This window comes from Sphingomonas sp. GW821-FHT02B09 (assembly GCF_059421875.1).
In genome coordinates this window covers 904,566-924,278 of the sequence record NZ_JBWKVV010000001.1, presented here as the reverse complement: position 1 = coordinate 924,278, position 19,713 = coordinate 904,566, and the positions used below count along the sequence as shown (strand labels likewise).

General features: G+C 64.7%; 12 protein-coding genes. 8 read left to right on the top strand and 4 right to left on the bottom strand.

Annotated elements, in window-relative coordinates:
- Positions 1-167 precede the first annotated feature (167 nt).
- The 8 genes from madL (at position 168) to AC07U4_RS04200 (ending at position 12,345) form a co-directional block, all read left to right on the top strand.
- Positions 168-602, top strand: coding sequence for a malonate transporter subunit MadL (gene madL / locus AC07U4_RS04235; RefSeq protein ID WP_137897041.1), 435 nt, complete (start codon positions 168-170; stop codon positions 600-602).
- The gene (gene madM / locus AC07U4_RS04230) at positions 599-1,366 is read left to right on the top strand and encodes a malonate transporter subunit MadM (RefSeq protein WP_495194548.1); all 768 of its coding nucleotides are present in this window, start codon (positions 599-601) and stop codon (positions 1,364-1,366) included. Before madL ends, madM begins: the two co-directional genes overlap by 4 nt.
- Positions 1,367-1,368: 2 nt before the next feature.
- Entirely contained in the window at positions 1,369-2,052 is a 684-nt protein-coding gene (locus AC07U4_RS04225) for a GntR family transcriptional regulator (RefSeq protein WP_495194547.1), read from the top strand.
- Between the two features lie 18 nt (positions 2,053-2,070).
- Positions 2,071-3,972, top strand: coding sequence for an acetate--CoA ligase (acs, locus tag AC07U4_RS04220; protein ID WP_495194546.1), 1,902 nt, complete (start codon positions 2,071-2,073; stop codon positions 3,970-3,972).
- Between the two features lie 1,279 nt (positions 3,973-5,251).
- Positions 5,252-6,808: a family 43 glycosylhydrolase gene (locus AC07U4_RS04215; RefSeq protein WP_495194545.1), complete on the top strand. Its 1,557-nt coding sequence runs from the start codon at positions 5,252-5,254 to the stop codon at positions 6,806-6,808.
- Positions 6,809-7,059: 251 nt separating this feature from the next.
- A complete protein-coding gene (locus AC07U4_RS04210) occupies positions 7,060-8,577 on the top strand; it encodes a tryptophan halogenase family protein (protein WP_495194544.1) in 1,518 nt (505 codons plus the stop codon).
- A 111-nt stretch (positions 8,578-8,688) separates the two neighbouring features.
- Complete coding sequence (locus AC07U4_RS04205) at positions 8,689-11,247, top strand: TonB-dependent receptor domain-containing protein (RefSeq protein WP_495194543.1); 2,559 nt, start codon at positions 8,689-8,691, stop codon at positions 11,245-11,247.
- A gap of 78 nt (positions 11,248-11,325) precedes the next feature.
- Positions 11,326-12,345, top strand: coding sequence for a LacI family DNA-binding transcriptional regulator (locus AC07U4_RS04200; protein ID WP_038658566.1), 1,020 nt, complete (start codon positions 11,326-11,328; stop codon positions 12,343-12,345).
- Here the strand turns inward: AC07U4_RS04200 and AC07U4_RS04195 are convergent.
- Genes AC07U4_RS04195 through AC07U4_RS04180 form a run of 4 tightly spaced genes read right to left on the bottom strand, consistent with a single transcriptional unit; the run spans position 12,342 to position 19,082 of the window.
- Positions 12,342-14,537 (bottom strand): alpha-galactosidase, encoded by a 2,196-nt coding sequence (locus tag AC07U4_RS04195; protein ID WP_495194542.1) that lies wholly within the window; start codon positions 14,535-14,537, stop codon positions 12,342-12,344. The two genes, AC07U4_RS04200 and AC07U4_RS04195, sit on opposite strands and share 4 nt — an antisense overlap.
- Positions 14,537-15,694, bottom strand: coding sequence for a glycoside hydrolase family 68 protein (locus tag AC07U4_RS04190; protein ID WP_081974277.1), 1,158 nt, complete (start codon positions 15,692-15,694; stop codon positions 14,537-14,539). The genes AC07U4_RS04195 and AC07U4_RS04190 overlap by 1 nt, the downstream gene beginning before the upstream one ends.
- Positions 15,691-17,796, bottom strand: coding sequence for an alpha-galactosidase (locus tag AC07U4_RS04185; protein ID WP_495194541.1), 2,106 nt, complete (start codon positions 17,794-17,796; stop codon positions 15,691-15,693). The genes AC07U4_RS04190 and AC07U4_RS04185 overlap by 4 nt, the downstream gene beginning before the upstream one ends.
- Entirely contained in the window at positions 17,793-19,082 is a 1,290-nt protein-coding gene (locus AC07U4_RS04180) for an MFS transporter (protein WP_495194540.1), read from the bottom strand. Before AC07U4_RS04180 ends, AC07U4_RS04185 begins: the two co-directional genes overlap by 4 nt.
- Between the last annotated feature and the right edge of the window lie 631 nt (positions 19,083-19,713).

Below are 19,713 nucleotides of genomic sequence, written 5' to 3'. Positions count from 1 at the left end.
CGTATCCAAACATTGCTCCGAATGCCCTCTTTGTATTGCCTATTGCGTCGAATGCAAGAGTTTGCATACAATGCGATGTGCCGACGACAGATCGGCGTACATGGAAGGATGCGAAGCGTGACGATGCATACGCATGGGCCGATCTGCGCGTTCCCGCAGGTGCCGGCATGACGATCTCCGGCGTGGCGCTGCTCGCCATCTGCACGCTGATCGGCGTGTTCCTCGGCGATCTGCTCGGGGTCGCGCTGGGCGTGAAGGCCAATGTCGGCGGGGTCGGCATCGCGATGATCCTGTTGATCGCGGCGCGGCTGTGGCTCGGCGCGCGCGGGCTGATGAGCCATGGCCTCAAGCTCGGCGTCGAATTCTGGGGTGCGCTCTACATCCCGATCGTCGTCGCGATGGCGGCGCAGCAGAATGTCGTTGCCGCTGCCGAGGGCGGCCCGGTGGTGGTGATCGCCGCGGTCGGCGCGTTGCTGCTCTGCTTCGGCATGGTCGCGATCCTCAGCCGGCTGGGCGGCACCAACGAGACGATGGACGAGATCGAGGCGAGGAGCGCCACCGCGCGCGAGGCGGCGCGCGTCGCCGCGGGAGACCCCGCATGACCGCGATGCTCACCCATGTGTTCGCCGCCAATGCGCTGCTCACCGCCTTCGCGGTCGTCGGGCTGGTCATGTGGCTGTCCAATGCACTTTCGAAACATGTGACGCGTGGCCGCGTCCACGGCTCGGCGATCGCGATCATCATCGGTCTGGCCGGCGCCTTCGCCGCCGGACTGTGGACCGGCGGCGAGAAGGGCGTTGCCGATATCCCGATCCTCGCCGGCATCGGCCTGATGGGCGGCGCGATGCTGCGCGACTTCGCGATCGTCGCCACCGCCTTCGAGGTCGACGTCGTGCAGGCGAAGAAAGCCGGGCTGATCGGCGCGGTCGCCTTGGCGCTCGGCACGGTGATTCCGTTCGTGTTCGGCGCGCTGGTCGCCGCGGCGTTCGGCTATACCGATGCGGTGTCGATGACGACGATCGGCGCGGGTGCGGTCACCTATATAGTCGGTCCGGTCACCGGCGCGGCGCTGGGCGCCAGTTCGGCGGTGATCGCGCTGTCGATCGCCACCGGCGTGCTGAAAGCGGTGCTGGTAATGATCGGCACGCCGCTGGTGGCGCGCTTCATCGGCCTCGACAATCCGCGCAGCGCGATGGTGTTCGGCGGGCTGATGGGTACGGTGAGCGGCGTCTCCGGCGGGCTCGCCGCGACCGACCGGCGGCTGGTGCCTTATGGCGCCTTGACCGCGACCTTCCACACCGGTCTTGGCTGTCTGGTCGCGCCGTCGATCCTCTATCTGGCGGTGCGCGGGATCGTGGGGGGCTGACGATGGCGAGCGACGTGGACGAGCTGGGCGAGGAACGGACGTTGCTGTCCGACCGGATCCGCAACGCACTGACCGACGAGATCGCCAGCGGCGCGCTGCGTGCCGGCACGCAGCTCGACGAGCAGCAGCTCGCCGACCGGTTCGGCGCGTCGCGGACGCCGGTGCGCGAGGCGCTGCGCCAGCTTGCGGTCAGCGGCCTCGCCGAGATGCGCCCGCGCCGCGGCGTCGTCGTCACCCGGCTGACCCCCGAGCGGATCATGGACATGTTCGAGGCGATGGCGGAGATCGAGGCGATGTGCGTGCGGCTCGCCACCAACCGCATGACGCCGCTCGAGCGCAGCCGGCTGATCCAGCTCCACGATTCGTCGCTGGCGATGGTCGAGGCGGACGACGTCGACGCCTATGACACGTTCAACCGCGCCTTTCACGAGACGCTGTACCATGCGACGCACAACGCCTTCCTCGCCGAACAGGCGATCGCGACTCGCACCCGCCTCAACGCCTTCCGCCGCACGCAATTGCGCCAGGGCCGCCGCATCGTCCGCTCGCGCGAGGAGCATGACGGCGTGATGGCGGCGATCGCCGAGGGCGATGGCGAAACCGCGGCGCGCCGGATGCGCGCGCACATGCTCAACGCGGCGAGCGCGCTCGACCGCTATATCGCCGATCACGACGCGATCGGCTGAACGCCAAGGAGAGATGCCATGTCGACCGCCACCCCGCTCGCCGACCGTCAGGCCGTCCACGCCCGCTCGCTCGCCGATCCCGATGGCTTCTGGCTGGAGGCGGCGACCCGGCTCGACTGGATGACGGCGCCGACGCGTGCGGGCGACTGGTCGTTCGATCGCGACGATTTCCATATCCGCTGGTTCGAGGACGGCGTGCTCAACGTCGCCGCCAATTGCATCGACCGCCATCTCGCGACGCGCGGCGATCAGGTCGCGATCCTCTGGGAAGGCGACGATCCCGCCACCGCGCCACGCCGCATCACCTATGCCGAACTGCACCGCGAGGTGTCGCGCTTCGCCAACGTGCTCAAGGGGCTCGGCGCGGGGAAGGGCGACCGCATCACCCTCTATATGCCGATGATTCCGGAGGCGGCGTTCGCGATGCTCGCCTGCGCGCGGATCGGCGCGGTCCATTCGGTTGTGTTCGCCGGCTTTTCCGCCGAAGCGCTCGCCGGCCGGATCGCCGATTGCGACAGCCGGATCGTCATCACCGCCGACCAGGGCCGCCGCGGTGGCCGCACGATCGCGCTCAAGGCTTGCGTCGACGAGGCGCTGGCGATCGCGGGCGCCGTCGATCACGTCCTTGTCGTCCGCGCGACCGGCGCCGCGGTGCCTATGACCGCGGGCCGCGACGTCTGGTATCACGAGGCCGTCTTGGGCGTCGCCGCCCACTGCCCGCCCGAGCCGATGGCGGCGGAGGACCCCTTGTTCATCCTCTACACCAGCGGTTCGACCGGCAAGCCCAAGGGCGTCGTCCACAGCACCGGCGGCTATCTGCTGTGGGCGGCGATGACGCACGCCACGGTGTTCGATTATACCGCGCCCGACGTCTATTGGTGCGCCGCCGATATCGGCTGGGTCACCGGCCACAGCTATATCGTCTACGGCCCGCTCGCCAATGGCGCGACGACGCTGATGTACGAGGGCGTCCCCAACTGGCCGACCCCGGCGCGGATTTGGGAGGTGGTCGACCGGCATCGGGTGACGACGCTCTATACCGCGCCGACCGCGCTGCGCGCGCTGATGAAGGAGGGGGATGCCTATGTCACCGGCACCAGCCGCGCCTCGCTCAAGATGCTGGGCTCGGTCGGCGAGCCGATCAATCCCGAAGCGTGGCGCTGGTATCACGACGTCGTCGGCGGCGGCCGCTGCCCGGTGATGGACACCTGGTGGCAGACCGAGACCGGCGGCCATATGATCACGCCGCTACCCGGCACGCCGGCCAAGCCCGGCTCGGCGAGCCTGCCCTTTCACGGCGTCGATCCGCGCCTGCTCGACGCCGAGGGCCGCGAACTGGATGGCGCGGCGGAGGGCAATCTGGTCATCGCCGCTTCCTGGCCCGGTCAGATGCGCGGCCTGTGGGGCGATCCCGCCCGTTTCTTCGACGCCTATTTCAGCCTCTATCCGGGCGTCTACACCACCGGCGACGGGGCGCGGCGCGATGCGGACGGCTATTGGTGGATCACCGGCCGCGTCGACGACGTCATCAACGTCAGCGGTCATCGCATGGGGACCGCCGAGGTCGAGAGCGCGCTCGTCCTCCACGCCGATGTCGCCGAGGCGGCGGTGGTCGGCTTCCCGCACGACGTGAAGGGGCAGGGGATCTATGCCTATGTCACGCTGAACGCCGGCGTGGCCGCCGACGAGACGCTGCGCGCGGGCCTGCGCGACTGGGTGCGGCGCGAGATCGGCCCGATCGCGACCCCCGACGCGATCCAGTTCGCTCCCGGCCTGCCCAAGACCCGCTCAGGCAAGATCATGCGCCGCATCCTGCGCAAGATCGCCGAAGGGGATACGGCAAGCCTCGGCGATACCTCGACGCTCGCCGATCCCGGCGTGGTGAAGGCCCTCCTCTCCGAATCGCAGGCCAGAGTGTAGGGCTAGAAGCGCCAGCACTGGCTCGGGAAGGTGGGCTCTCCTATCTGCCGAATACCCATTGGCCTTTCTGCAAATGGCCATCTTTGACCCACGCGAGTATGAAGCGCTCCTTCTTCGCCGAGCTGAAACGGATGCAGTTGTCGACGGGCAGATGTTCGTTGGGCGACAGTTGCTCGATGGCCGCCCCGCCGCTCGCAGAGCGCCAGCATCTGCGGTTTGCGGTCGTCGGCCTCGCCGGCGCGCCAAACCTTGTTCTCGAACGTGACCCTCGCCCAGTCCCACGTCATCGGCACGAGCCGGCGGTGATGGTCCGCGAAAATCTCCACCGTCTCCTATGTCACCGCTTTCACGCCTAGCGAGAAAACCGGAGAAGCCCCAATAATCCAGGCCGAGTTGCGAAAAGCCGATGCGGTGCCGGCCGTGTGCCGCAACATCGGTGCACGGTTAGGAATGGGCGGGGTTCAAAGCGGTGCGGTGAGCAGGCCGGAATAGAGCGAGGTGGATGCAGGGTGGAGCACACAGCTCTAAACACCCACTTCGACACCCGGCAGCGGACCTAAAAAGGGCAATCATTTCTGCGGTGGAGAGTGGTAGACGCACTTGGGTTCGAACCAAGGACCCGCTGATTAAGAGTCCGTCATTGCACACTGATTTCATTGCATAAAGACTGTAAACTTCGATGCCCTACGTGCCGGGATATAACTAAGTTTCTGGTCAAGGTGTAAACCAGGTTTGAGGAACGAGAAATCCAGTTTTCTCCGACATCCCGTTGTCGAACTTTGGTGGAGAACGGTCCGACCGCTTTCGGGAGTTCCGTTGGCATAGGCAGCCCTTCGTTCAGGCTCACTTGGTCGACAGCTCGACGCCCCTCCTCGGTCATCCAGTTGGATTCGGGGTCATCCCGAAACCCGCCATTGGAAGCGCGTCCGTTGAGAAGCGCGATCGATCAATATGCGCGCAGTTCGCGCCAGCAATTCGAGGTGGGCAGCCGCCAACAGCCTTCACCGGCCTTCAGCCTGGTGCTGGAAGCGCTGCGGTATCGGACCTGACGCCGTAAAGATTTCGGATGCGTCAAATGCGGTTCGCTCTCAAATCCATCCAGGTGCAATCGTCAGATCCGTCTATCTGTGCAAAAGCTGTCTCCAGTGGCGCCGTGCTGAGCGAAGTGATCGCAACCTGACGTTACCTCGCCAAGAAGAAACAGTCTCGGAGACCGGCTTTGACTTTTCCTCGACGTAGCCTGTTGAAGGCAGCGCTAGCTGGTCCGCTGGTGCCTGCTATGTCTGCGATCCCCAGTGATCCTGCATACGCGGCAGCAGCCGAGAGCGGCAAGCGTTGGGGCGTCGGGTCTGACGGACAACGCAAGGCCGACCTCGGCAATGGCATGTTCCGCAATCCGATCGTGGCAGGCGACCATCCCGATCCCACCATCCTGAAGGATGGCGATGATTACTACATGACGTTTTCGTCTTTCTATTCCTATCCTGCCTTGGTCATCTGGCACTCGACCGACCTGGTGAATTGGGCGCCGATCGGCCCGGCGTTGCACGACAATCTCGGCGTGATCTGGGCGGTGGATCTGGTGAAGCACAATGGCCGCTACTTCATCTACATTCCCGCCGATCCCATGGGGAAGGGCTGGTCGATCTTCGTGATTTGGGCCGACGACATCCGCGGGCCGTGGAGCAAGCCCATTGACCTTGGTATAATGGGGCAGATCGATCCGGGGCACATTGTCGGCGAAGACGGCCGGCGCTACCTTTTTACCAATGGCGTGAAGCGGATCAGGCTGCGCGCCGATGGCCTGGCGACGGATGGCGTCCTCGAAGCCGCTTATGCGCCATGGCACTATCCGGATGACTGGGTGACGGAAAACTTCGCACCCGAAGGGCCCAAGCTGCTGCGACGGAATGGCTGGTTCTATCTCGTTACCGCTGTTGGTGGCACCGCCGGTCCGGCGACGGGGCATATGGTCATCGCGGCCCGATCCCGCTCCGTGAACGGACCGTGGGAACACTGCCCCCATAACCCCCTGGTGCGTACCACCTCGACGGACGAACCATGGTGGTCGCGCGGCCACGCCACGCTGGTAGAAGGGCCGGGTGGTGACTGGTGGATGGTCTATCACGGTTACGAGAACGGGTTCAGGACGCTGGGTCGTCAGACCTTGCTCGCGCCGATCGAATGGACCGCAGACGGCTGGTTCAGGGCAAAAGGCGGCGACTTGTCGCAACCCATGCCCAAGCCGTTGAAGGGGCAGGGTGGCCCTTCCACGCCGGCACTGACCGACGATTTTTCGCGTGATCGCATGGGCGTACAATGGAGCTTCCACGAGCCGGCCGCAGGCGAGGCTGGGCGCGCCCGATACGAGCCCGACGGTCTCCTCATCCGCGCGACGGGGGCGTCGCCTGGCGATTCATCGCCGCTGACCTGCATCGTGGGCGACCGCTCCTATGAAGCGGAGGTTTCCCTCGATCTCATCGGAGACGCGGAAGCGGGGCTATTGTTGTTCTACAACCACAAAGCATACGTCGGGATGGGGTTTACCGCCGACACGCTCAAGCTCTTCGAGTATTCGGATGAGCTTCGCTGGGCACGCAAACCGCATAAGACGCGGACGCTGCGCCTTCGTCTAAGCAATGACGAGCATGTCGTTACGCAATCCTACTCTACCGATGAAGGGCGGAACTGGACGCGGCACGACACGCGCATGGAGGTCTCGGGGTTCCACCATAATGTGTTCGGCAGCTTCCTCAGTCTGCGGCTCGGTATATATGCGGCCGGTAAAGGCGAGGTGCGCCTTCGCGACTTCCGCTATACGGCTGCGCTGGCGTAAGGATCGACCTTCGTCCCTGATACTCCGGTACCCGACGGGCGATGTCGGACCCTGCCATCTTTTCCAATGCCCGGCGGGTGTTGCTGCGGTGACGGCCTGAAGCAGCGCACGGAAGTGCGGTTCGCCGCTCGACTCCTCCAGTTCCCAATTCGACCCTTTCGCAGTCGATTGCAGAGAAATTTTTGACGTCTATGGATGAGGCTCGATGGGCATCGGAATGCGCACGAGGGGATACCGAAGGGGTAAGCGGCGTGGATGATACGAATGCTGCAATTCGTTCCGTTCTGATCGTCGGGGGTGGTACGGCCGGATGGATGACCGCCGCGGCATTGTCGCATGCCCTTGGCGAGCGGTGCCAAATCACTCTTGTCGAGTCCGATGAGATCGGGACCGTCGGCGTAGGTGAGGCGACGATCCCGCCGATCAGGCTGTTCAATGACACGCTTGGCATCGCGGAGGCGGACTTCCTTCGCGAGACCAAAGGTAGTTTCAAGCTCGGCATCGAGTTCGTTGATTGGGCCAAGCTGGGGCATCGTTATTTCCACCCCTTCGGTACGTTCGGCAAACCGTTCGATCTGGTCGCGGTGCATCAGCACTGGCTGGCGGCACGCGCGGCGGGATCCACGATCCCGCTCGATGATCTCTCGATGGCTTGGGCCGCCGCCAGCCGGGGGCGGTTCGCCGCGCCGATGACGGACCCGCGCAGCGTCGCCTCGACGTTCGATTACGCTTATCATTTCGATGCCGGCCTCTACGCCGCCCTCCTGCGCCGCTATGCCGAAGCACGTGGCGTCAGTCGCGTGGAGGGCAGGGTCGGCGACGTCGCGCTGCACGGGGAAACCGGCCATGTCGCGCACGTCAGTTTACGGGAGGGGCGGCGGATCGATGCGGATTTCTTTGTCGATTGCTCGGGCTTTCGAGGCCTGCTGATCGAAGGGGCGCTGGCCACAGGTTACGAGGACTGGACACATTGGCTGCCGTGCGACCGTGCGGTGGCCGTGCCTTGCGCCACAGGGGGTGACGGTATGACGCCCTATACACGATCCACCGCACGCGCGGCCGGATGGCAATGGCGTATCCCGCTCCAACATCGAACCGGCAATGGCTATGTCTATTGCAGCCGCCATATCTCCGACGACGAAGCCACGGCAACGCTCATGGCGAACCTCGACGGAGAGGCGCTGTCCGAGCCCCGCCTGCTGCGTTTCACCACCGGCCGCCGTCGCACGTTCTGGAACAGGAACGTGATAGCGATCGGACTGGCAAGCGGCTTCATGGAGCCGCTTGAGTCTACGAGCATACACCTCATTCAAACCGGTATCGCCAAACTGCTCGCCTATTTTCCAACACGAGATTTCAGTCCGCTACTGATCGACGAGTACAATCGCGTGGCTATCACCGAATATGAGCGGATCCGTGATTTCCTGATCCTGCATTACAAGCTGACGTCGCGTGACGATGCGCCGCTGTGGAGGGACTGCGCGGCGATGACGATACCCGATACGCTGGCACTGAAGATTGCTCATTTCCGGCAGGGCGGCCGTCTCATCGCCCGAGATATGGATCTATTCGGCCCCGCGAGTTGGCTGGCCGTCCACATCGGCCAATTGAACCATCCCCTTGGTTCCGACCCTCTGCTGGACAGTTCCAAAGCCGCGGCGGCAAGCACCACGTTTATCGGTCGCCTGTCGGAAGCAATGGCGACGATGGCACGGTCGATGCCGACCCATGAGAGCTACCTCCAGCGTCTTACGCGGTCGATGGCATAAAATGTGAGGCAAGCATGCTGCAATCCTTTGCACAATGTGTTGCAAACGATTGTGAAGCTGGTATGTGCGATTCCATAGCCCCCGGAGCGGGGCGTTCGAGGAGGGATTGCCATGAAGATGAAGGTTCTGCTGGCCTGCACGTCGCCGATCGCGATGCTGGCGGCGTCTCCTGCTTTTGCAGGGCAGACCGCCGATCCTCAGGCGACCAACTCCACCGCCAATCCCGTCGCCACCGGTGCGGACACCGTGACCCAGGCGGGCGATATCCCTGACGCGGGCCTGCAAAGCGACGACATCGTCGTCACTGCGACCAGCGGCGAACGCTCGCGGTTTCGCAGCTCAATCTCGGTATCGCAGATCAGCCAGGAAGCGATCCAGAACTTCACGCCGCGCTCCGAAGCCGAAGTGCTCCGCAACATCCCGGGCTTGCAGCCTTCGGATACCGCCGGTCCGGGCGGCAATGCCAATATCGGCGTACGCGGCATCCCGGTGTCGACCGGTGGTTCCGAATATGTCGCCTTGCAGGAGGACGGCCTGCCCGTCGTGCTGTTCGGTGACATGAACTTCGGTAACAACGATTACTGGCTGCGCTTCGACCAGAACGTCCAGCGCGTCGAGGCCGTCCGTGGCGGTTCCGCCTCGACCTTCTCCAGTCAGGCACCGGGCGCCGTCGTCAACTATCTCAGCAAGACCGGCGACAAGGCCGGCGGCCAGGTCGCGTACAGCAACGGCCTCGGTTATCGCGAACATCGCGTCGACTTCGATTACGGCGCTCCCATCGACGACACGACGCGCTTCCATATCGGTGGCTATGCCCGCAACGGCGGCGGGCTGACCAACGAGAATTTCAACATTCTTCGGGGTTACCAGATCAAGGCGAACCTCACCAAGGACTTTGCCGACAATCGCGGCTTCATCCGGCTGAACTTCAAGCGGCTCGACGAACAGGCACCGACCAACACCACGACGCCGTCGCTCGCAACCTATAGCGGCACGAAGATCACCGGGTTTTCACCGCTGCCGACCTTCGACGGTCGCGATGGTTCGTCCTATTCCATCTACAACCGCAGCTTCCAGTATCTCGATTACGATGGCGGCGGCGTGAAGAATGCCGAGGTGCAGGGCATCCACCCGCGCGTCACCGGCATGGGCGCGCAAATCCACTACGACCTGACCGACAATATCACGATCGACGACAGCATCCGCTATCAGTGGATCAACGGCAATTTCACCACCCAGTTCATCAACGTCGCGACCCGTACAGGCGCGGGCGGCGTGATCGGTTCGACCGTGAACGGCAGCACGGTGGGCTCGCTTCGCTATGCCGCGGGTCCGAACGTCGGACAGGTCTATACCGGCACCTACGTCAACACCAATCCGAACATCAACACGTTGATGAAGAACATGAACAACTTCGTCAACAACCTGACGTTGAACGGGAAGTTCGATGTTGGGCCGGGCAAGGCGACGGTGACGACCGGCGTGTTCCTGATGAAGCAAAACATCGTGCAGGACTGGCACGTCAATCGCCAGTACAGCGAGTTGAACGGCGAGAACGCCGCGCCGCTCGACCTGTTCTCGACCACCGGTACGCAGCTGACTGCCGCGGGCCAGGCCGGGTTCAACGACAATTGGGGCAGCTGCTGCGCGCGGCGCGTCGACCTGACCTATACCGACACCGCGCCGTTCCTGCAGGTCGGTTACGAGCTCGGCGGACTGAACCTCGATGCCAGCATCCGCTATGACAGTGTACATGGCGAGGGCACCGCGCAGGGTGGCGTCGCCGGGCCGACGACGCGTGTCGCCGATGCGCTGGGATCGGCGCTGATCCCGTCGCTGGTGCTGAGCAACACGGTCGAGAACATCGACTACACGGACCATTATGTCAGCTGGTCGCTGGGCGCGCTCTACGCCTTCGATACCAGCACCAGCGTGTTCGCGCGCGCCAGCCGCGGCGGCCGCTTCAACGCCGATCGCCGGGTACTGTCCGGCAATTTCAACGCCGACGGATCGCTGAACGCGCAAGGCCAATCGACGTCGGTCAATTTCCTCAATCAGCAGGAAATCGGGCTGAAGCAGCGTGGCGGAGTGTTCGGTGGATCCTATTCGGTTGAGATCACCGGCTTCCACTCCACGCTGACCGAGAACAATTACGACTTCACCCGCATCAGCCTGCCGGCCCCGAACAACGATCCGAACATCTCGAACGGCTATCGGTCTTACGGTATCGAATTTACCAGCCGGGTCACCGCGGGCAACTTCCACCTTGCCGCGGATGCGACCTATTCGAATTCCAAGATCACCAGCAGCGGCACGGCCGCGCTGGTCGGCAATCGTCCGGGCGGGCTTCCCGAATTCCTCTTCGTCGTTTCGCCATCGTACGACGCCGGGATCGTGGCCTTCGGCGTCAGCGTGAATGGTCAGACCAGCACCAAGTCGGACGATTTCAACCTCTACACGATCAAGGGGTCGACCTTCGTCAACGGCTTCGTGACGGTACGCCCGGTCGAGCGCGTCGAGCTGGGCCTCAACGTCAACAACCTGTTCGACAAGCTCGGCTTCCGTGGTGGCGGCAGCCTCAGCCCGATCCTGTCCTCCTCCAGCGCCGTATTCAGCAATACCGCTCTTTATGGCCGTACGGTCACGGGCTCGGTCCGTTACCGCTTCTGATCCTCCCCGGTGGACGGAGTGCGGCAACGCCGTGCTCCGTCCTTTTGTTTGGATTGTCGCCGGGTTAGTGCTGGCCACATGACGAAAGCAAAGCCCGGCGTCACCATTCGAACCCTTGCGGATCTCGCGCGTCTCGCCGGTGTCCACGCGGGTACGGTATCGCGCGCGCTCGCCGGCAGCACGGTGGTGAACGACGAAACGCGATTGCGGATCGAGGCGCTCGCGGCGCAGCACAACTTCCAACCCAATCAGATGGCTCGCCGGCTGCGAACGCAACGTACGGGTGTGATCGGCATCGCCGTGCCGCTCGGTCACGAACGCCGTCAGCATGTCTCCGACCCGTTTTTCCTGACGCTGTTCGGGCATCTTGCCGATGCGCTGACCGAGCGCGGCTATGACATCATGCTGTCGCGCATCATCCCCGATGCCGAAGACTGGCTAAGCCGAGTGGTCCGATCCGGGATGGTCGATGGCGTCCTGCTCATCGGGCAATCCGACCAGTTCGACGTCATCGAAGCCGTCGCACAGGATTACCAGCCGTTGGTCGTATGGGGCAGTCATGTGCCGGGCCAGCGGCACTGCGCGATCGGCGTCGACAACTTCGGTGGCGGCCGATTGGTCGGCGAGCATCTGATCGCCCGGGGCTCGACCCGCATCGCCTTCATGGGCGAAATCCGCACACTCGAGATTACGGAACGCCACCGCGGTTTATGTGCCGCGGCCCAAGCGGCGGGCATTGCGCCGCCGATCCAGCTGGACACGCACATGGCATCCGACGTGATGGGCGAAGAGATCGCCGCGAACCTCGACCGGGTTTCGGGAAAGATCGACGCGATCGCCTGTGCCTCCGATGTCATAGCGCGTCAGACGATCCGCACGTTGACCGAACGCGGCCTTTCCGTACCGGGCGACATCAGGGTCACCGGCTTCGACGATCTGCCCTTTACCGAACAGATGATCCCGTCGATCACGACGGTCCGCCAGGATCTCGCGATCGGCAGCACCGCCATGATCGACGCGCTTTTCGCGCGGATAAAGGGTGAAGACACACCGTCTCTGGAAATGACGCCTCGCCTGATTGTTCGCGACAGTGCCTAGGGTGCCGCCTCGAAAACGAAGGCCGCTCCCACGAAATCACCCTTGAGCGGCGCACGAATGCCCTGCGTCATCCAATAGCGTCCGCTAGCGATCGTGGGTATGCCTGCCGGCAGTGCACCGCCACCAAGCATCCGCACCCTGTAGCGCTGTTCAGGCGCCAGCCCCAACGGCAGGATCGCACCCGGGTTGTCGCGCCACATCGATGAATGCAGCATCTGGAACAGCACCGCCTGTCGCTGATCCCGGCCCACGTACATCGTCGCGGACGTCGAGACCGACGCATCGGGGCTTACCAAGCGATAGAGTTTTCCGCGCTGCACGGTCGGGCGAATGGTCTTGTAGGCAGCGATCCATTTCGTCGCGGTCGCAAAGTCCTCCGCCTGCCATTTGATCAAGTTCGCGCCGATCCCAAGCCCGCCCTGCATCGCGGACAGGAACCGATAGTCGAGCGAGGTGACACGCGTGTTCGCCCAATTGGGACTGTCGGTCACCCACGCCATCATCGTTGCCGGCGCATAGGCGCGGGTAAAGCCGTCCTGGATTGCGAGCCGGTCCGATGGATCGGTATTGTCCGATGGCCAAACCTCGTCGACCCGCGCCATCATCCCCAGATCGACGCGGCCGCCACCCCCCGCGCACCCCTCGATTTCCAGGCCCGGATGGCGCTGCCGCAGCGTATCGAGGATCGCGTACAGGTTGCGGACATAGTCCACGTAAAGCCTTTGCTGATCCTCGGGTGCCTGCCCGGGCCAGCCCGGTTCGGTCCAGCGGCGATTGACGTCCCATTTGAGGAAGGCGATGTCGTTCTCGCTCACCAGCCGGTCGAGCCAGCCGAGGACATGCGCGCGGACATCGGCACGCGCGAGGTTCAGGACGAGCTGGTTGCGCGCTTCGGTGCGGGGACGCCCGGGGAAGGCAATCACCCAATCGGGATGCCTTCGATACAGGTCACTGTCGGGATTGACCGACTCCGGTTCGACCCACAGGCCGAAATCCATACCGAGCGACTTCACCTTATCGATCAGCGGCTTCAGCCCATTGGGGAATTTGCGCGGGTTGACGGTCCAGTCGCCCAGTCCGGCGCGGTCGCTGTCGCGTGCGCCGAACCAGCCATCGTCCACCACAAACCGCTCGGCACCGATCGCCGCCGCCTTCTCCGCGAGCGCCATCTGCCCTGATTCCGTTACGTCGAACGCGGTCGCTTCCCAGCTGTTGTACAGCACCGGGCGCAGCTTCGCGCGGGCATGGTCCGGTAAAATATGTGCGAGTTGAAAATCGTGGAAGGTACGCGATGCGCCGCCCATGCCATGATCCGAATATCCGGCATAGAAGACCGGCGTCTCCAGCGTTTCGCCCGGTTTCAATCGCCACGCGAAATCATAAGGATTGTACCCCGCCGCAATCCTCACCCGACCAAGCACGTCTTGGGCGACGCTGATCCGGAACGAGCCTGACCAGGCGAGGGCGCCGAACCACACGGGACCGCTTTCCTCGGCGGTCTTGCCCTCTTTGCCGATCGCGAACCATGGGTTGTTGCCATGGCCGGTCAGGCCGCGCCGGCTTTCGATCGCCGTCAGGGCCGGCGTGACCGGCACCGTCTTCAACGTCCATTCCGCGGCATGCCGCCCGGTCAGATAGTTCAGACGATAATCGTCGCCGCTCGGCAGCGTGAACACCGCCGCGGCGAGCTGATCGACCCGCACCGGGCGACGGCTGCCGTTGTGGATGGTCGCCGAGCGCGCGAGGATGCCCGTGTCGGGATCGATCGTGTAGCGCAGGGTCGCCGTGAAGGGCTGCGCGATATCGGCCAGTTCGACCGTCAGCGTTTCGCCATCGACGCGGTGGCTGCGGTATTTGAGGACGAGGTCGCGATTGCCGTCCGCAAACGCAACTTTGACGCCCGGTTCGGTGACCAGCCCTTCGCCTTGCCCCGGAAACTCCTGCGCCGTCACGGTGGGTGTCGGATCGAAGCTCGACGGTTCGGTGACGATCGGCACGACGATGGGATCGCTCTTGGCTATGGCACCGCCCCAGTGGATCGATCGCAGATAGCCCTTGTCGTCGATACCGAGCGCATAGGTCACGCCGTTGCCATCGAGCCGGAACACCCGCGCGCCCGGCGCTGCCGTAACCCGCGCCTGCGCCGGTATCGCCAGAACCATGAACGGCAGGCCGAGCCACAGGCGTCGCATCACCGCGGCACCACGACGGTCGCCGTATCGCCCTGCAACGCCAGCCGGAACCAGGGCGCCGCCGTTCCGCCGAAATGCGCGCGGCGGACCGTCGCGTCATCCAGCGGCTTGCAGGCCAATCCCCAGAAATCGACGAAGCTGATGACGTCGCCTTCGCCCGTCACCCACCAGCAATAGCCCTGATACGGCTCCGCCGGCGGATTCGCGGCGACGAGGCCCGAACCGTTGAGCGGACGCCAGGGGCCCGACATGTCGGATGCGACCATGCCGTACAATCCGGTTGGCGCGCCAAGGCCATCGGCGAAGCGCTTCGCCTGGGTCGACCAGAACAGATAATACAGGCCGTCGCGGTGCACGATGTGCGGGCGTTCCAGCTCGCTATTGACGCCGATCGCTTCGACCAGCGGCGGTGCCAGCGTCCACGCATCGTCGCTGCTCGCCCGGCGCGCGACACCGACAACGCCATCATGCACGTCGTCGACCCGGCCCGCCGATCCGCTGAACAGCAGATATTCGGCGTTATCCGCAGGGTCGCGGAAATATCCGGGATCGCGGAAGCCCTTGATGCGGCCGTCCACTGCGTCCTCCTGGTCGGCGCGGAGGTACAATTCGCCATCCGCCGCGATGGACTCGACCGGCATACTCCAGTCGCCAACCCGCCCGTCGGCGAAGCGCCCGCGCGTTTCGAACAGCCGCTGTTCGAAGGTGCGCGGTCCGCCTTTGCGCCCCGATGCGGTGAAATACATCGTCAGCGTGACGCCATCGTCGTCCAGCACTGCCGACCCCGACCATTCGCGGCTGCCCGGCGTGAACCCGTCCGGAAAGGCATTTCCATGATCGCGCCAGCCGTCCGCGCCATGGCTGGTCAGCCGGATGCGCGCCGCGTCGTGCCGGTCGTCGGGATCGGCGAACCGCGGCGTCGCGAGGAAGAACCACCAGCTGCAGCCCTCGACGATCACCGTCCGGCCGTCGGCATCGGCGATCTGCCACATATCCCACAGGTCGTGACCGGCGATGATCGGAACGACATCGGCCGCCGTGATGACCGGAAGCGCCGCGGCGGGCTGGTCCGCCGCCCTTCGTGCCTGCGCCGCGGTCCAGGGCGTCGGGATTTCAGGATCATCGCGAAAAGCCGGGGAGGGAGCGGTCGGGATCATGGTGTCTCCAGTGCGAACAGCGCGACGCTCTCCGCCTTCATCATCGGGATCGGGAGACCGGCCTGTGCCAGCCAGTCGCCGTCGAACAGCACGCCCTCCGCCCGCATCCGGGCGAACAGAGGGGCATCGGGCGGCGGGTGTCCGTCTTCGCTCGCAAGGTCGATCAGGCGGACACGCACCGGCCCGGCACCGGCCAGCGGCGGCAGCGTCACCGCGGGCGGACGGCGGACGATCGTGGGATCGATCCGCGTCACGCTCAGCAACAGGTCGCCGATGTCACCATGCATCTGCCAGACCAGCCCGTCGGGTCCGTCGCCCAGCCAGACGCGGCCCGTGTGAAGCCGATCCCGTAGCGTCTTGTACCGCGAGATCGCCTCGCCGAGCACCGCCGCATCCCGATCGGTCAGCGTCGCGGGATCCAGCTCGACCCCGAAATGCCCGGGAAGCGCGACCGCAGCGCGGAACGCCATGCCCTGTCGCCGCCCGGTGGAATGTGCCGGGCTGGCGCCGACATGGCTGCCCATCATCTCCGGCGGCATGAAGTGCAGATACCCCCGCTGCATCCGCACCCTGCTGACCGCGTCGATACAATCGCTGGTCCAGAACCGGTGTGTCCGCGCCGCGATACCGGCGTCGATGCGCCCGCCGCCGCCTGCACAGGCCTCGATCTCTACTGCCGGATGCGCCACCCGCAGGCGGTCGAGCACGGCGTAGGCGCCGACGACCTGTGCATGATAGCCGGGCCGTCCGTCCGCGCCCCCCGCGGGTGCCAGGTCGCGGTTGTGATCCCATTTCAGATAAGCGATCGGTAGATCCCGCAGCAGGGCATCGATCGCCTCGAACAAATAGTTCCGCACCTCCGCCCGACCGAGATCCAGCACCAGCTGATGCCGCGACGTCAGCAACGGAACGCCATCCGCCTGCAATGCCCAATCGGGATGTGCCCGCGCCAGATCGCTGTCCGGGTTGACCATCTCCGGCTCGATCCACAGCCCGAACGTCATGCCGAGGGCCACGACGTGATTCGCCAGCGGCGCCAGTCCGTTCGGATATTTGGTGCGATCCGTCACCCAATCGCCCAACGCCGCGGTGTCGTCGTCGCGCCCCTTGAACCAGCCGTCGTCGAGCACGAACCGCTCGACGCCCAAGGCGGCGGAGCGATCCGCGAGCGCCATCAGCGCCGCCTCGTCATGGTCGAAGTAGAACCCTTCCCAGCTGTTCACATGCACGGCGCGTGGCGGCATACCCGTTGCCGGCCAGGGCGCACGGCCACGGATCGCCGTGTGAAAGCCCTGCATCGCTCCGTTCAGCCCGGCGACCGAACAGATCGCCAGCATGTCCGGCGTGTCGTAGCGCTCGCCCGGTGCGAGCCGGCATTCCCCCGGTGCCGGCGCCTCGCCCATCTGGAGCAGCCATACGCCATCGTCGTCGCGCTCGATCGACAGCCGGTGGTTGCCCGACCAGGCCAGTTGGGCCGCATGCACGCGGCCGCCGTGCCATCCCGCATCCGGTCCCATGACGAACAGGCCCGGTGGCCCGGCGTGCCCGGTCAGCCCGCGCCGGTTCTCGCGCAACCAGCCGTGCGACGGCATCGGTTCGACCTGCGGGACGAACTCGGCGTTGTGACGGCCCTGGAAGCTGCGGATGCCGGTGCAGTCGGCCGGCAGCGGCAGGGTTCCCGCGGCGAGCCATTCGACGTCGAGCACACCGTCGCCATCGTTGATCACGCTCGCCGAAAGCGTGATGCCGTCACCGTGGACGGAAATCCGCTGAACCACGGTGACACGCGCGGTCGGATCGACCAGCGTGACGACGATCCCGTCGTCCGTCGCCACGATCGACCGGGTCTCGAACCAGTGCGCGAAGGCCCGTCCCGCCCGATGCGCGCGCAGTGCCGGCGATCCGAACCAGCCGGAGCCGAACGCCGGCGTCACGGTCAGCGGCTGATCCACGTCGAGCGAGAAGGACGTCGGCGGACGGATGTCGGCAAGCGGCGGCAAGGCCGCGGCATCGACCTTTGGTCCCCACCACCGCCATACCGGCGGCCGATCGCCACGTGCTTCCAGCACCAGACTGGTGGTTGGTCCGTTGTGTACGATCATCGGGCGCTGGCTCCGACGGGGAGTCCCTGAGCATTGCGCTCGCGCACGCTCCAGACCGCTGCGGCTGCCGCGAACATGAGCACACCGCACAATGTCAGGACGTTCCGCGGGTCACTGCCGAGCAATCGGTCGTAGAACAGCCACATCGTACCCGAGAAGACCAGCATCGGGATTACGATCATCATGTTGAAGATGCCCATATAGACGCCGGTTCGTTCCGCCGGGATCGCCCCGGCCAGAATGACGTACGGATTGCCCATGATGCTGGCCCAGCCGATGCCGATGCCGATCGCGGGCAGAAACAGCATGGCTTTGTCCGTGACATGCGGCAGCCACAGCATGCCGGCACCCGCCAGGATCAGGCAGGCGGCATGCAGGCTCGCCGCGCCCATTCGCTTCGCCAGCGGCACCATCGCGAATGCCGCGACGAAGGCGACGCCGTTATACCACGCCGCCATCTCGCCGTTGGTCAGCACCGCGGAATGGAAGCCGGAGGATGTCGGTACGTCGGTGCGGTACACCGATCGCCCGACCGAATAGATGACATAGGCCCAGTATGCGGCCATCGCATACCACTGGAACAAGCTCATCAGCGCCAGCTTGCGCATGGCAACGGGCATGTCGTGGATCGCCGATCCGATCTCTGCCAGCATCGCGCCGAACCCTTTGGGCTCGGCGGCGATCCGAAGCTTCTCCTCCGCCGACAACGGCAGTTCGGGAACCCGGCGGATCGACCAAAGGATCGTCGTGAAGCTCAACGCCGCGCCGACCATGAAGGCGATCCGCGCCGTATAGGGGATGTTGTGCGCATCGACCCAGTCCTGGTTCATCCCCGCCCAGACCAGCAGCGACGGGGTAAGGAACGCCAGCATCTGCGCGAGGCCGGTGAAGGCGCTCTGCGTCAGGAACCCGATCTGGTGCTGGTCCTCGTTCAGCCGGTCGGAAACATAGGCACGATACGGCTCCATCGTGATGTTGTTGCCGGCATCGAGGATCCACAGCATCGACACCGCCATCAGCAGCGACGAACTCAGCGGCATGAAGAACAACCCTGCCGCGCAGAGCAGCGCTCCCATCAGGAAATACGGCGTTCGTCGCCCCCAGCGGCTGTCGGTCCGGTCGCTCATCGCACCGATCAGGGGCTGGACAAGCAGACCGGTCATCGGTCCCGCCAGTTGCAGGAGCGGCAGCGACGCCTCCGAAGCTCCTAGATAGCTGTAGATCGGCGCCATATTCCCCTGCTGCAGCCCGAACGAGAACTGAAGACCGAGGAAGCCGAGGTTCATCTCGAGGATTCGCGGTAGCGATAGGTGTGGCTTCGAACCGGGCAGGGGCATCGACATCCTCAATGGCTGATGCCCATCTTCGCAGGCGTTAGCGGGGCATATCAGCAATAAGCCAAGGTGCACAACAATCGATTGCGAAAAGTTTTAACCGGCATGTCCGGATCGTTTGGCGCACATGAGAAGAGGGTCTGGCGGGACTGCCAAGGCAGGATCGGTCTTCTCGATGCCGCCGGGGTCGGCCGTTTTCCGTAACCTGTTCCCGACTTCGTCGTCCTGAAGCGCGTGTCGGAGAGGGATCGGGAGGCAATGTGCAGGAAAGGTCCGCCTACGTGAGCAATCCTCACGAAGACGCGCGATAGCTGCGTGATTGCACTGCCCCCAATCTAAGCCGTTCCGCGTGGCCAATTGCGCTCCCGGGGGGGCTCCGCTCGCATAAATCGGCGGCAGGACTCGAGCAGCGAAAAAATGTGCTCGAATGGCCGGGATTGGGTGATGTTGACCGTAGACTGCGACGTACCTCATCAGTCGCGGCAGAGGCGCATCCAGGTTATCCCAGCGGTAGCGGCGCACACCGATGCGAAGATCCAGCGAGCACGCCATCGCCTTTCTGCGTCCGTGGCTCGTCAGGTGT

What these genes read in the sequence shown, in the direction of transcription:
- AC07U4_RS04185 (WP_495194541.1), bottom strand. Translation starts at nt 17,796, where the DNA reads ATGATCGTACACAACGGACCAACCACCAGTCTGGTGCTGGAAGCACGT.
- AC07U4_RS04200 (WP_038658566.1), top strand. Translation starts at nt 11,326, where the DNA reads ATGACGAAAGCAAAGCCCGGCGTCACCATTCGAACCCTTGCGGATCTC.
- madL (WP_137897041.1), top strand. Translation starts at nt 168, where the DNA reads ATGACGATCTCCGGCGTGGCGCTGCTCGCCATCTGCACGCTGATCGGC.
- AC07U4_RS04180 (WP_495194540.1), bottom strand. Translation starts at nt 19,082, where the DNA reads ATGAACCTCGGCTTCCTCGGTCTTCAGTTCTCGTTCGGGCTGCAGCAG.
- AC07U4_RS04195 (WP_495194542.1), bottom strand. Translation starts at nt 14,537, where the DNA reads ATGCGACGCCTGTGGCTCGGCCTGCCGTTCATGGTTCTGGCGATACCG.
- AC07U4_RS04190 (WP_081974277.1), bottom strand. Translation starts at nt 15,694, where the DNA reads ATGATCCCGACCGCTCCCTCCCCGGCTTTTCGCGATGATCCTGAAATC.
- AC07U4_RS04225 (WP_495194547.1), top strand. Translation starts at nt 1,369, where the DNA reads ATGGCGAGCGACGTGGACGAGCTGGGCGAGGAACGGACGTTGCTGTCC.
- AC07U4_RS04215 (WP_495194545.1), top strand. Translation starts at nt 5,252, where the DNA reads ATGTCTGCGATCCCCAGTGATCCTGCATACGCGGCAGCAGCCGAGAGC.
- acs (WP_495194546.1), top strand. Translation starts at nt 2,071, where the DNA reads ATGTCGACCGCCACCCCGCTCGCCGACCGTCAGGCCGTCCACGCCCGC.
- AC07U4_RS04205 (WP_495194543.1), top strand. Translation starts at nt 8,689, where the DNA reads ATGAAGATGAAGGTTCTGCTGGCCTGCACGTCGCCGATCGCGATGCTG.
- madM (WP_495194548.1), top strand. Translation starts at nt 599, where the DNA reads ATGACCGCGATGCTCACCCATGTGTTCGCCGCCAATGCGCTGCTCACC.